The organism is Streptomyces sp. NPDC006140, assembly GCF_040628815.1.
GTDB lineage: Bacteria > Actinomycetota > Actinomycetes > Streptomycetales > Streptomycetaceae > Streptomyces.
Genome location: NZ_JBEXTS010000002.1, coordinates 875589 through 889344, shown reverse-complemented (window position 1 = coordinate 889344; position 13756 = coordinate 875589). Strand labels below are relative to the sequence as shown.

11 protein-coding genes and 1 pseudogene are annotated in these 13756 nt (G+C 69.4%); all 12 read left to right on the top strand.

All coding sequences use genetic code 11. The features are described 5' to 3' along the window. Positions 1-30 precede the first annotated feature (30 nt). The 12 genes and pseudogenes from ABZ386_RS09160 (at position 31) to ABZ386_RS09105 (ending at position 13656) form a co-directional block, all read left to right on the top strand. Positions 31-1035 (top strand): fumarylacetoacetate hydrolase family protein, encoded by a 1005-nt coding sequence (locus ABZ386_RS09160; protein ID WP_356504653.1) that lies wholly within the window; start codon positions 31-33, stop codon positions 1033-1035. Continuing rightward, positions 1032-1629, top strand: a pseudogene (locus ABZ386_RS09155) (cyclase family protein). The gene ABZ386_RS09160 and the pseudogene ABZ386_RS09155 overlap by 4 nt, the downstream one beginning before the upstream one ends. A gap of 113 nt (positions 1630-1742) precedes the next feature. Then, a complete protein-coding gene (locus tag ABZ386_RS09150; protein ID WP_358964378.1) occupies positions 1743-2882 on the top strand; it encodes an FAD-dependent oxidoreductase in 1140 nt (379 codons plus the stop codon). Further along, positions 2879-3907: an amidohydrolase family protein gene (locus tag ABZ386_RS09145; protein ID WP_355713568.1), complete on the top strand. Its 1029-nt coding sequence runs from the start codon at positions 2879-2881 to the stop codon at positions 3905-3907. The genes ABZ386_RS09150 and ABZ386_RS09145 overlap by 4 nt, the downstream gene beginning before the upstream one ends. A 41-nt stretch (positions 3908-3948) precedes the next feature. Then, a complete protein-coding gene (locus ABZ386_RS09140; protein WP_356617589.1) occupies positions 3949-4887 on the top strand; it encodes a VOC family protein in 939 nt (312 codons plus the stop codon). A 93-nt stretch (positions 4888-4980) separates the two neighbouring features. After that, complete coding sequence (locus tag ABZ386_RS09135; RefSeq protein ID WP_358964376.1) at positions 4981-5946, top strand: fumarylacetoacetate hydrolase family protein; 966 nt, start codon at positions 4981-4983, stop codon at positions 5944-5946. 358 nt (positions 5947-6304) lie between these two features. Next, on the top strand, positions 6305-7084 hold the full coding sequence (locus ABZ386_RS09130; RefSeq protein ID WP_358964374.1) for a CoA transferase subunit A: 780 nt from the start codon (positions 6305-6307) through the stop codon (positions 7082-7084). Further along, entirely contained in the window at positions 7084-7719 is a 636-nt protein-coding gene (locus tag ABZ386_RS09125) for a CoA transferase subunit B (RefSeq protein WP_358964372.1), read from the top strand. The genes ABZ386_RS09130 and ABZ386_RS09125 overlap by 1 nt, the downstream gene beginning before the upstream one ends. 36 nt (positions 7720-7755) lie before the next feature. Then, positions 7756-9015, top strand: coding sequence for an NAD(P)/FAD-dependent oxidoreductase (locus ABZ386_RS09120; protein ID WP_358964370.1), 1260 nt, complete (start codon positions 7756-7758; stop codon positions 9013-9015). 797 nt (positions 9016-9812) lie between these two features. Continuing rightward, entirely contained in the window at positions 9813-10814 is a 1002-nt protein-coding gene (locus ABZ386_RS09115) for a PaaX family transcriptional regulator C-terminal domain-containing protein (protein ID WP_356617585.1), read from the top strand. A 524-nt stretch (positions 10815-11338) separates the two neighbouring features. Then, positions 11339-12223 carry an alpha/beta hydrolase gene (locus tag ABZ386_RS09110; RefSeq protein ID WP_356617584.1) on the top strand — a complete coding sequence of 295 codons (885 nt, stop codon included), beginning with the start codon at positions 11339-11341 and terminating at the stop codon, positions 12221-12223. 194 nt (positions 12224-12417) lie between these two features. Then, positions 12418-13656 (top strand): glycoside hydrolase family 5 protein, encoded by a 1239-nt coding sequence (locus ABZ386_RS09105; RefSeq protein WP_355713544.1) that lies wholly within the window; start codon positions 12418-12420, stop codon positions 13654-13656. Positions 13657-13756: the final 100 nt, after the last annotated feature.

The window sequence follows — 13756 nt, the reverse complement described above, 5'->3', positions numbered from 1 at the left end:
TAGTGGCACCGCAATCGGGAGGAAATCTCCGTGACATCCGCAGCCACGTCGGCACCCTTCACCCCCTTCTCCGGACCGTTCGCCATCGGCACCCTTTCGGCACCGGGCGAGACCAGGTTCCCGAGCCTCGTGACGCCGGACGGCCGAGCGCTCGACCTGCGCACGGCACTGGACGAACCCGCGCTGACCACGCTCGCGCTCCTGGAGCGCTGGGACGAGGAGCTGCCGCGGCTGCACACCCTCGCCGGGGACCCGACGCGCGACTGGCGACCGCTGGCGGACCTGACGGTGCACGCGCCCGTCGAGCCCCGGCAGATCTTCCAGTCCGGCGCCAACTACCGGCAGCACGTGATCGACCTGGCGGTCGCACACCGCGCCCCGGACGCCCCGGGCACCGTCGAGGAGGCCCGCGCCCAGGTCGCGGCGGTCATGGACAAGCGGGCCACCGAGGACCTCCCGTACGTCTTCATCGGCCTGCCGACCACGATCAGCGGCCCCTACGACGACGTGGTACTTCCCACCTGGGCCGAGAAGCCCGACTGGGAACTGGAACTGGCCGCGGTGATCTCCCGCCCCGCCTACCGGGTCACCGTGGACGAGGCCCTGGAGTACGTCGCGGGCTACACCATCGCCAACGACCTCACCGACCGCGCGACCGTCTTCCGCCGGGACATGCCCCCGATCGGCACCGACTGGCTGCGCAGCAAGAACGCCCCCGGCTTCACCCCGCTCGGCCCGTGGATCGTCCCGGCCGGCTCCATCGCCGACACCTCCGACCTCCAGGTCACGCTGAAACTCAACGGCGAGACCATGCAGGACGAGTCCACCAGCGACATGATCTTCGGCGTCGCACGGCTGGTCTCGTACATCTCCCAGACCGCCCGGCTGCTCCCCGGCGACCTCGTCCTCACCGGCAGCCCGGCCGGCAACGGCATCCACTGGGGCCGGCTGCTGCGCGACGGCGACGTGATGGACGGCTCGGTCACCGGGCTCGGCGCCCAGCGCACCCGCTGTGTCGCGGAGAAAGAGCAATGAGCCCCGCCCATATCGACCGTACGGATCCCGAGGGGGCGATCGCCGAGGCCGCGAAGGCGTACTCGAACGTTGTCACCGGCCTTCGACATGGACGGCCCGCAGAACGGCTGGCGGCGGCGTACGAACCCGGTGCACACGATGCTCGCCACCGGCACCGACGCCGCTCTGGGCGGCCAGGGCTTTCCGCACGGTTTCGGTGGCGCCGACGACGTGATCGCCATGCCCTTGCAGTGCTCCACCCAGTGGGACGGGCTCGGGCACATCTTCGACCACGGCACGGCGTGGAACGGCCGCCCGGCGGAGAAGGTCCGTCGGTCGTGGCGACCTGGTCCTCGTGCGCACCGGGCGGCCGGCGCGCGCCCGTCACGAAGGCTGGGGCGACTACGCGGGCGGACCGGCGCCGGGACTGAGCTTCAGCACGGCCGGCTGGCTGCACCGGAGCGAGATCGCCGGGATCGCCACCGACACCGGGGCTTCGAGGTGCGGCCCAACGAGTTCGACCACGCCTTCCAGTACGAGTTCTGGCTCACCGCAGCGCCACTGCCCATCACCGGTTCCGTCGGCTCACCCGTGAATCCCATCGCCGTCATGTAACGCCCTGGTCCGCCGGGCGGGCCGCGCCCGGACGGCTACGCCACCCTCGCCCGCCCGGCCCGCAACACCCCTCTGCCGCTCGAAGTCGCGCGGCACCATCTCAGGGAGAACCCATGAACGACCCCCGTCCCCGCACCGTCCTCGTCATAGGCGGCGGCGCGTCCGGCAACGCCGTGACCGTACTGCTGCAGCGGGCGGGCATCGCCGTGGAACTGATCGAGGCCAAACCCGACTGGAACATGCTCGGCTCCGGCATCACCCTCCAGGGCAACGCGCTGCGCGTGCTGCGCGAAGTGGGCGTATGGGACAAGGTCCGGGAGAGCGGCTACGCCGTCGACGCCGTCGGCCTGGCCGCGCCCGACGGGACCGTGTTCCACGTCCAGCAGGACATCCGCACCGGTGGGGACGACCTGCCCCCGATCTTCGGCATGCAGCGGCCCCGGCTCCAGGAGATTCTGTGTGAGGCCGTCCTCGAGAGCGGCGCGACGGTACGCCTCGGCACCACCGCCGAGGAACTGGTCCAGGACGCGTCCGGCGTCACCGCCCGGTTCAGCGACGGCACCGAGGGCCGCTACGACCTGGTCATCGCCGCCGACGGTGTCGGCTCCCGCACGCGCGCGATGATCGGCATCAGCGACAAGCCCGAACCGACCGGCATGGCCATCTGGCGCGTCCCCGTGCCCCGCCCCGAGAGCGTGGAGCGCATGCAGCTGGCCTACGGCGGACCGTGCTACATCGCCGGCTACTGCCCCACCAGCAAGAACACCATCTACGCCTACCTCGTCGAGGCCAACCGCGACCGCGCCTCCATCGACCCGGCCTCGTACGCGGACGAGATGCGCCGCCTGGCCGCGCCCTACGGGGGTGCGTGGCCGGAGATCGCCGCGAGCATCACCGACCCCGCCGAGGTCAACTACACCTGGTTCGACCGGCTGCTCGTCGAGGGTTCCTGGCACCGCGGCCGGGTCGTCCTGATCGGTGACGCGGCCCACGTCTGTCCCCCCACGATCGCCCAGGGCGCGGCCATGTCGCTGGAGGACGCCTCCGTACTGGCCGAGATGCTGAGCGAGGAGCAGGACTGGAGTTCCCTCGACGCCCTGCTGACCGGCTTCTACGAACGCCGGATCGGCCGTGTCCGCATGGTGGTCGAAGCATCCGTGCAACTCGGTCAGTGGCAGCTGGACGGCGCCCGTGACGCCGACGCACCCGGGCTGATGAGCCGCACGATGTCCGCCCTGCAGGAGACCCCGTGAACGCCGTGAACCCCGTGAGTTCCCAGAACAGCACACCCACGATCGACGTCCACGCGCACGTCCTGCTCCCTCAGGTCGAGGACGCCGTCGCCGGGCACCCCGGGCTGGCCGCGGCCCGCGAGCTCGACGCCCGCCGCAACGGCCCCGAGGCCATCGCCGTCAGCGGCCCGATGTTCCGGGACCGCTTCCCGAGGCTGACCGACGTCAAGGCCCGGCTCGCCGCGATGGACGCCTCCGGGGTCGACGTCCAGCTGGTCTCGCCCTCTCCCTCGCACTACCACTACTGGGCCGACGAGGACCTGGCCCGTACGGTGTGGGAACTGGCCAACGAGGGCACCGCCGCGCACGTCGCCCAGGCCCCGCAGCGGCTGCACGGCCTCGGCCTCGTCCCGCTCCAGCACCCGGGCCTCGCCGTCGAGGCCCTCGAACACGCCCTCGGCCTGGGCCTGCGCGGTGTCGAGATCTCCAGCCACGCACCGGGACGCGAACTGTCGGACCCCGCGTACGAGCCGTTCTGGACACGGGCCGAGGAAACCGGCGCGATCCTCTTCCTGCACCCCTTCGGCTGCACGCTCGACGAGCGCCTCAACCGGTGGTACCTGTCCAACACCGTCGGCCAGCCGACCGAGAACGCCGTCGCCCTGTCCCATCTGATCTTCTCCGGGGTCCTGGACAGGCACCCGGGGTTGCGCATCGTCGCCGCCCATGGCGGCGGCTATCTGCCCACCCACATCGGCCGCTCCGACCACGCCTGGCGCGCCCGCACCGACACCCGCGGCTGCGCGCACCCGCCCAGCAGCTACCTCAGGCAGCTGTACTTCGACTCCCTCGTCCACGACCCGGACGTCCTGCGCGAGCTGATCCGGGTGGCCGGCCCCGACCGAGTCCTGCTCGGCTCCGACTTCCCCTTCGACATGGGCACCGACGACCCGCTCGGCGCGCTGCGCGACGTCACGGACCTGCCCGCCCCCCACTTCCACGCCGTACGCGGCGGCAACGCGGCAGCGCTGCTCCGCCTTGTCTGAAGCGTCCGAACCGTCCGAACCGCACAGAGGAGAACCCCACCATGAGCACACGTCTGCTCACCCACCTGCGGCACGTCGCCCTGGCCGTGCCGGACTACGACAAGCAGCTCGACTTCTACGCCGGCGTCTGGGGCCTGACCAGGGTCGCCGAGGACTCCGGCATCTCCTTCCTGGCCGCCGAGGGCTCGCCCGAGCAGTACATCGTCCGGCTCCGCAAGGCCGAGGAGAAGCGCCTCGACCTCATCTCCTACGGCGCGGCGAACCCCGCCGACGTGGACACGCTTGCCGAGCAACTCCTCGCGGGCGGAGTGCAGTTGATTTCCCAGCCGGGCAAGATCGACACTCCCGGCGGCGGCTACGGTTTCCGCTTCTTCGACATCGACGGACGCACCATCGAGGTCTCGGCCGACGTCGAGGCGCGCCGGCACCGTCGTATCGAGGAGAAGGAGTCCATCCCGGTCCGTCTCTCGCACGTCGTCCTGAACTCCCCCGACATCAACGCCACCCGCGCCTGGTACGAGCAGCACCTCGACTTCCGGCTGTCCGACACGATGGCCTTGCCGCACATGGGCGAGGTCATGCACTTCATGCGGATCAGCAGCCAGCACCACTCCATGGCCATCGCCAGCGGTCCGCACGCCTCCTTGCAGCACCTCTCCTTCGAGATGCGCGGCATCGACGAGTACATGCGCGGCTCCGGCCGCGTGATGCGCTCCGGCGCCCGCAAGATCTGGGGCCCCGGGCGGCACATGGCGGGCGACAACACCTTCACGTACTTCCTCGACCCGAACGGCAACACCGTGGAGTACACCACCGAGCTCGAAAAGCTGGACGAGGACACCTGGCACCCGCACATCTACGACCTGACCAAGCCCGAGAACGCCGACCAGTGGGGCACGTCCAACCCGATGAACGAGATGGTCGCCAAGGAAATGCTCAACGACGTCGACCGCGGCGTCTTCGTCGCTCCGCCGGTCTGACCCCTTGATCCCGGGGGCCCGGCGCACTCCCCCGCCTGCCATGCCGCCGGGCCCCCGGGCCTGTGTCAACCCACCCAGCTCCCTAGGACTGCCATGCGCTTCGCCACGTACGAACAGCACGGCCGTAGCCGTCTCGCCACCGTCGAGGACGACGGCGCCCTCTACCCCTGCCCCGGCCGAGCCTCGCTTCTCGATCTGATCCAGGCCGGTCCCGAGGCGCTGCGCGCGGCAGGCAACGCAAACCTGGACGTGCCCCGCGGCCCGCACGTCTCCCAGGTGCGACTGCTGCCGCCGCTCCAACCGCCGTCCGTACGCGACTTCGTCACGTTCGAGGAGCACGTCGAGGGTGTACGGCGCAGCATCGACGGAGTCCCGGGCGCCCCGGACGCCTGGTACGACGCGCCCACCTTCTACTTCACCAACCCCTACGCGGTCATCGGCGCGCACGACGACGTCCCCGTGCCGCCCGGCAGCCAGGTGCTGGACTTCGAACTCGAAGTCGCCGCGGTCATCGGCCGCGAGGGCCGCGACCTCACTCCCGAGCAGGCCCGCGACCACATCATCGGCTACACCATCTACAACGACTGGTCCGCCCGCGACCTCCAGTCCCGCGAGATGCAGGTCGGCCTCGGCCCCTGCAAGGGCAAGGACACCGCCACCACCCTCGGTCCCTACCTCGTCACCGCGGACGAGCTGGAGCCCTACCGCGACAGCGACGGGTTCCTGCGCCTGGCGCTGACCGCCGAGATCAACGGCGAGGTCGTCGGCAAGGACCTGCTGTCCAACATGAGCTGGACCTTCGAGGAGATGACCGCCTACGCCTCCCGCGGCACCTGGGTCCGCCCCGGTGACGTACTCGGCTCCGGCACCTGCGGCAACGGCGGCTGCCTCGCCGAACTCTGGGGCGTGCGCGGCCGCCAGGACCCGCCGCCGCTCAAGCCCGGCGACACGGTCACCCTCACCGTCGAGGGCATCGGCACCGTCTCCAACACCGTGGTACCCGGTGCCGAACCGGTGGCCGTCCCTCGCGCCCGTAGGCGCGCGCGAACGCGCCCGTGAACCGCGCGGCGGAGAGCAGGCCGGCCGACAAGGTCGTCGTCACCGGGGCCGTGCACGGGCAGGGCATGGTCGAGGCACCTGCCCGGGCGGGAGCCGACCGCCACCGATGTGACACAGGCACCCGGCCCACTGCGTCACCCCCAGAATGACCGACGCCGAGGGCCACGCGCGGCGACGTGCTCGTCGACGACCACCCCGATGCGCGCCGTCGGCCACCACATCCCACTCCGCCGGACCGGCCCTCCTGACGAGGCCTCGTACTTCACCGGCGCCAGCATCGAAGGCGGCTGGGCGACTGCGCTCTGCCCGGCTCCTCCGTTCGCCCCCCCGGCCGACCTCCGGCTGAAAGGACCCGCACGTGAACAAGGTCAGCGCGAGCGCCGCCGAGGCGGTCGCCGACATCTGCGACGGTGCCTCGCTCGCCGTTGGCGGCTTCGGCCTGTCCGGCATACCGGCCACCCTCATCGGCGCCCTGCACGTCCAGGGCGCCACCGGCCTGAAGGTCGTCTCCAACAACTGCGGCGTAGACGGCCAGGGACTCGGCCTCCTGCTGGCCGCCGGCCGTATCAGCCGTGTGACCGGCAGTTACGTCGGCGAGAACAAGGAGTTCGCCCGCCAGTACCTCAGCGGCGAGCTGGAGGTCGAACTCGTACCGCAGGGCACCCTGGCCGAGCGGCTACGGGCCGGCGGGGCCGGCATCCCGGCCTTCTACACACCGGCAGGCGTGGGCACACAGGTAGCAGACGGCGGCCTGCCCTGGCGTTACGCGGCGGACGGCGGCATCGCCCTCGCTTCCCCCGCAAAGGAGAAGCGCTCCTTCGGCGGCCACGCGCATGTCCTCGAACACGGCATCACCACCGACTTCGCGCTCGTCCGCGCCTGGCGCGGCGACACTCACGGCAACCTGGTCTTCAACAAGGCCGCCGCCAACTTCAACCCACTGGCCGCCATGGCCGGCCGCATCACGATCGCCGAGGTCGAGGAACTCGTCGAGCCCGGCGAGCTGCCCCCCGACGCGATCCATCTGCCGGGCGTCTTCGTCCAGCGGGTCCTCGCCCTCACGCCCGCGCAGTCCGCCGACAAACCGATCGAACGGCGTACGATTTCCGCGCCCGCACGAGAGACGGTGCACAGCTGATGCCCTGGACCCGCGACCAGATGGCCGCCCGCGCCGCCGCCGAACTCACCGACGGCTCCTACGTCAACCTCGGCATCGGCCTGCCCACCCTCATACCCGGACACCTCCCGCCGGGCGTCCATGTCGTCCTCCACTCCGAGAACGGCATCCTCGGCACCGGGCCCTACCCCACCGAAGGCGACGTCGACCCCGACCTCATCAACGCCGGCAAGGAAACCGTCACGGTGCTCCCGGGAGCGGCCTTCTTCGACTCCGCCCTGTCCTTCGGAATGATCCGCGGCGGCCACATCGACACCGCCGTGCTCGGTGCCATGCAGGTCTCCGCGACCGGCGACCTCGCCAACTGGATGATCCCCGGAAAGATGATCAAAGGCATGGGTGGTGCCATGGACCTCGTCCACGGCGCCCGCCGCGTCATCGTCCTCATGGATCACACCGCCAAGGACGGCAGCCCCAAGATCCTCGACGAGTGCACTCTGCCCCTCACGGGCCAGGCCTGCGTCCACCGCGTCATCACCGACCTGGGTGTCATCGACGTCACCGACGACGGCCTGCTCCTCGTCGAGACCGCCCCCGGCGTCACCCACCACGACATCACCGCCGCCACCGCCGCGAAACTGCACACCGCGGCTTGAGGCAGGTCAACGACGACCAAGGTTGAGGAACCCACCATGAAGAAACTTCCCGCCCAGCGCGGCCGCGTCGCCGTGATCGGTGCCGGACCCGGTGGCATGGCCGCCGCACTCTCCGTCCATCAGGCCGGCCACGACGTCGTGCTGTTCGAGCGCTACCCGCACGCCAGACCCGCCGGCAACATCCTCAACCTGTGGCCGCCCCCCATCAAGGCACTCGGGCTGCTCGGCGTGAACACCGAGGACCTGGGTGCGCCCTGTACGTCCGAGTTCCGCAACGCCCGCGGGCGCCGCCGGGTCCGCGCGGTCCTTCCGGAGCAGGTTGTCCGCGACTACGGCGGCGGCTTCGTCGGGCTGCTGCGCCCCGAGCTGTACGAGCGGCTGCTCGACGCGCTGCCCAAGGGAGTCCTGCGGGTCAACCACACGGTGGAGCGCGTCGAGCAGGACGAGAGCGGTGTGCGACTGCTCCTCGCGGACGGACGAGTCCACGAGGCGGACCTCGTGATCGGCGCGGACGGCATCGATTCCCTGGTCCGCCGCACTCTGTGGGGCGACAGCCCCAAGCGCGAGCACAACCTGCACATCTTCGGCGGCTACACCTTCGACGACAGCGTCGAGACCGAGCCCGGGATGTGCGTCCTCTCCCACACCCGCACGGTGCAGGGCAGTTGGACCGCCATCCGCGACAAGGGACGTGACGGCCACCAGTGGTGGGTACTCGAAGCGTTCGACGCAAGCCGGGAATTCACCGGGGATCTGCACTCGACCGCGACCAGCCTCGGTCAGGCCTTCGCCCGTCCGCTCCCCCAGCTGATCGCCGCGACCGACCCCGCGCACGTTCAGCGCTGGGTGATCCGCGACCGCAAGCCGCTGAAGCAGTGGTCCAAGGGCCGCGCCACCCTCGTCGGCGACGCCGCTCACCCCACGTCCCCGTACGCCGGGTACGGCGCCGGTATGGCCACCGAGGACGGCTATTTCATCGGCCGCCGCCTGGCAGGGGTGGACCTGAGCGACTACGCCGCCGTTCGCCAGGCACTCGACGCCTTCGAGGCCCCCCGCAAACCGCACACCGCCCGGCAGTCCCAGCACGCCTACGCCCTCGGGCAGATCTTCCATCACGCGCCGCGCGCTCTGCAACCGATCCGGGACGCGATCCTGGACCACACCCCACTGATGCAGAAGGTGGTCGGTGACTCCACCCCCACTTCGATCCTCACTCAGCTCGAGGAGATCGACCGGGCCGAAGCCCGCTTCACCGCACTCCTCCGCCTCGGCGGGACACACGACACCGCTTCCTGAACCACGTTGCTGGGGCCGCGCCCACGCCCGGCGGGGCCGGCCCCAGAACAGCAGGCCGCCAGACGCACGCCCCGGCACAGAACGCCAAGCGTTGAACGGGCAGTCGAGAACAATTTGCTGGAGCGCTTCCCCGAACTGCGGCTCGCTCGCGGCTACCGCCGTGAGCCTCCTCCGGGCCTGGTCATGGTCCGCCGCCCGGCTCGGCTCGACAATGCGCTCTGATCTGAGCAGAGCTTCTCCCGAGGACGGCACCGTGCTCATCGGCTACGGCGCGCTCGGCAAGCCGGAAGACCGTCGCTCGCCATGAGGGCGTCGGGCGGGCCGCGGAGCAGCTCGGTGCCGGACAGCCGACGCTCACCACGCGATCAGCCGGCACCGTCATCGAGGGGGTGTGCTTGTCCGCAGAACGACGCTCGTGGCGACCGGTACGATCCGCGGGGCGACTGCCGCCGTATCGCTCACCTTTTGAAGCTGCAGCCGTCGTGGAGTGCATCTCGTGTACGCGCGGGGCCCCACGTAGTTCCAGAACCTCGTTGGCGTTGCTCCTCCACTTCGCCGTAGTGGCGAGTCGTCACGAAGGGCGACGGCCAGCACCTCGTTCTCGCCCGACCCGGCGCTGAGGAACAGCACCTCGACGACCACCACAGTGACGATCACGAACGCCCGCATCGCCCAACGCACTACCGGTGTTACACACCTGGGCGCTGCCGGGGCGGCCTTCGCCTGCGCGCGGAGATCCCGCCTGGTGGAGCAATCGCGGCGGAGCTGCACCCGGCGATTCCACAACCGTTACAGTGATGCCGACCCTGTCCACCGCGCCGGAGCCGACCTTGCCGAACCTGTCCCACCTCGAGGAGATCTTCTCCGACGAGGGTGACGGTGCCGCCGGCCCCGTGCGGTCGCCCGGCTGGCAAACCGACGTATCGCCGCAGGGACTCACGGTGACATTGATCGCCGACTACACGTTCCCCGTCCGGGCGTGGTTACCGTCGGCGGCGATCGTGGCACTGCTCGGAGAGTTCAACGTGACCGTGGGTGCCGCCCGTACGACGATCAGCAGGCTGATGCGCCGAGGGGTGCTGGAGAGCAGCCGACGAGGGCGGTACAGCTCCTACCGGCTGACATCGCAGGCCGCCGTCGATCTGTGGAGCGGCGCCAGTTCGATCGCCACCTTCACCACCCAACCCGACTCATGGGACGGTCGGTGGACACTGATCGCCTTCTCCGTCCCGGAACAGGAAAGCACGCGGCGGCGCGCACTGCGCACCGCGCTGCGGTGGCGCGGATTCGTGCCGCTGTACGACGCGCTCTGGGTGTCGCCGCACCCCCTGACCCCCAAGGGGCGGATCGAGGTGGCCGACCTGGCGCGGGGAGCGGTGACCGTGTTCCGCGCGCGGCAGGAGGAACTGGACACGGAGGCCGACCGCAACCCGGTCGAGGCGTGGGACCTGCCCGGCATCGCCGAGCACTACCGGGCTTTCATCGACCGTTGGAGCGGCCTGCTTCCGCACATCGGCACCGACCGTGTCACCGGTGCCGACGCGGTGCGCGCACGGACCGAGGTCATGCACGCCTACCGGCACTTCCCCATTCTGGACCCGCTGCTCCCCATCGGGCTGCTGCCGCCCGGCTGGCCCCGGTCTCGGGCGCGGGAAGTCTGCGTCGCGGTGTACGACGGACTGCTCCAGCCGGCCCAGGACCATGTCCGCTCCGTGGTGACCAGATTCGCGCAGGGGCCGCACCCCGACATCAGGGCCCATACGATCGCCGGCATGAGTGCGGGTGTCGGCCACGGCTGACGGCAGGCCGCGAGTGTGATCGGGCGGGCTTCGAAGGCGTCACACGGTGCCTCCAGCGCCTGCGATCTGTCGAATCCGCGTCGAAGACAACAGAGTTGGGCGCCAACGATTGACAGATCGGCGCCCGATCGTGAATGTACCTGTTGCAGGACATGTGGGAACGCTCCCAGGGTTGCGGCACGCGACGAGTGGAAGGAGAGGTACCCTTGCGCCGCTTCCGCAGAATCAACACCTCCCCATCAGACAGGCGGGCAGGTGGGCGCGGAGGGCCGCTCCCACAATGAGTCACCGTTCGGCCGGTGTTCAGCGGCTCGCCGCGTCTCTGCCGGCAAGGCCACACGACGCCGATGACCACCACGGGCAGGACCGGAACGTCCTCCACCGTGCGCGATTCGCCGACCTGCCCCCCCCACGACCACTCCCCCCCACCACCTGGGTCAGCCTCACCGCCGCGGCATCACCGACGTCTCTTCCCGGCGCCTGGCCGGGCTGCGCTCCGCACACCCCCCACACCAGGAGTCTTCATGACCATGCAGCGGCGTAGCTTCCTGACCCTGAGCGGGGTCGGAGCCGCGAGCGTAGGCATGTCCCTGCTCGGCACGGGCCAGGCAGGTGCCACCGCGCGGGCGGGAGTTCCGACCCAGCGGTTCGCGGTCGGCGTGCGCCAGTACGCCTGGAGCCGCGGCAGCCGCCGGTGGACCACCTATATCTACTACCCCGCCACCGGCGCCCCCGGTGGCTCCCCGGTCACCAACGCCCCCGTCGCCCAAGGCGTCTTCCCTGTCTGTGAGTTCATGCACGGCTTGAGCAGCAGCCCGCAGAATTCCCTGGCGATCATCCGTCCCTTGGCCGAGGCCGGCTTCATCGTCCCCGCCCCCCACTTCGCCAACCTCAGTGGCCAGGATGTCTACAACGGCAACCAGTCCAAGGACGTCTCCGAGGTCATCACCCGGACCCTCGCCCTCAACACGGCGAGCGATCCGCTGGCCGGCCACATCAACACAGCGGTCGGAGTCGGTGTCTCCGGCCACTCGATGGGCGGCATGACCACCCACGGCCTGCTCACGGCCTGGCCGGACGCACGGATCACCGCCGCGATCCCCATGTCCTGTGTGGACATGGGCAACCCGAGCCCGTCGGTTCGCGCCAAGGTCCTGTTCACGCACGGCGACCGGGACGGGACGTGCCCGATCTCCTCCGCCCGCCAGGCGTACCGGGAACTGCCCGCCGGCAAGGCGTTCCTGACCTTCCGCGGCGCCGGGCACAGCAACTACTTCGGCGACTCCCGCACCGTCAACACCTCCGTGGACTGGATGCGATGGAGCCTCTATGGCGACACCGGCGCCCGCGACCGCCTTCGCGCCGACGCCGCGTCCAGCACGACCACCTGGGAATCCGCCCTGAGCTGAGGGGCAACCATGCACGGCCCGGGTGCGCACGGCTGCCGTGATCGCCGCGCATCAGGGCGATGTTCGACTGTGCTCGTTTCCGGGCCGGCGTGGACGCCACCGCACGAACAGCCGACGGCTCCGGCCGCTCCCACTCGTACAGATAGATCCACTTGGGGGTATGACGCCCTCAAGGACGCAAGAGAGGAAAGTTCATGGCTTCACTAGCAGGGAAGACAAGAGTCATTTTCCTTGCCGTCCTGTTGGCAGTTGCCGCATCGGTGTACGGCACGGCGCCGCAGGCATCGGCCGATACCACGGCACAGTCGAGCGCTTCACAGATCGTGGCCGACATGGGCGCGGGATGGAATCTGGGGAACCAACTCGAAGCCACCACCAACGGATACCCCAGTGAAACAGCGTGGGGCCAGCCGACGGTATCACAGGCCCTCATCGACAAAGTAAAGGCGGCGGGGTTCAAGACGATCCGCATCCCGGTCTCCTACCTGGGATACATAGGGCCCGGCCCGAATTACACGATCAACGCCTCGTGGCTGAACAGAGTCCAAGAAGTCGTCAATTACGCCTACAACAGGGGCCTGCATGTGCTGATCAACATGCACGGCGACGGGTACAAGACCGTCAACGGCTCCTGGCTGATTTGTGATTCACCTTCCCAGGCGACGATCAAGGCCAAGTACGAGAAGGCTTGGCAGCAGATCGCGAACAGGTTCAAGAACTACGACCAGCGCCTGATCATGGAGTCCATGAACGAGGAGTTCGACGGGCAGTACGGCCGCCCGACCCAACCGTGCTACTCGAACATCAACAGCTACAACCAGATCTTCGTGGACACCGTACGGAAAACGGGCGGAAACAACAGTTCGAGGTGGCTGCTCGTGGCCGGCTGGAACACGAACATCGATTACACCGCCGGGAACTACGGCTTCGCACTTCCGTCCGACCAGTACCGCTCCCCCTCCATTCCCGCCAATGAGCGGCGGATCATGATCTCCGTTCATCACTACGCCCCCTGGGACTTCGCCGGAGAGGAAAGCGGCACCATCACGCAATGGGGCCGAGCAGCGACCAACCCGTCGAGGACGTCGACCTGGGGACAGGAGGACTATCTGGACGCGCAGTTCAAGATGATGCGCGACGTGTTCGTCACGAAGGGGTATCCGGTTGTGGTGGGCGAATACGGCTCCATCGACAAGTCATCCTTCGATTCGTCGAACAACAGGTATCGCGCGGACTTCGCACGGGCCGTCGCAGCCACCGCCAAGAAGTACGGCGCGGCCTCCATCTACTGGGACAACGGTGCAACCGATCGGTACGGGTTCGGGCTGTTCAACCGGCGCTCCCTCACGGTCACCCAGCAGGGCATCATCAACGCCATCATGACCGGCGTCAGCGGCAGTGTCGCCGCCTCCGGCCTTCCGTCCGGCACGTAACAGGACCCGAGTCCCGGCGACGGGTACATACCTCTGGATAACTCGTGGGCGCGCAGTCGGGCCGAGTGGTGATGCCACCCGGTGTGCGATCTCGTCAACT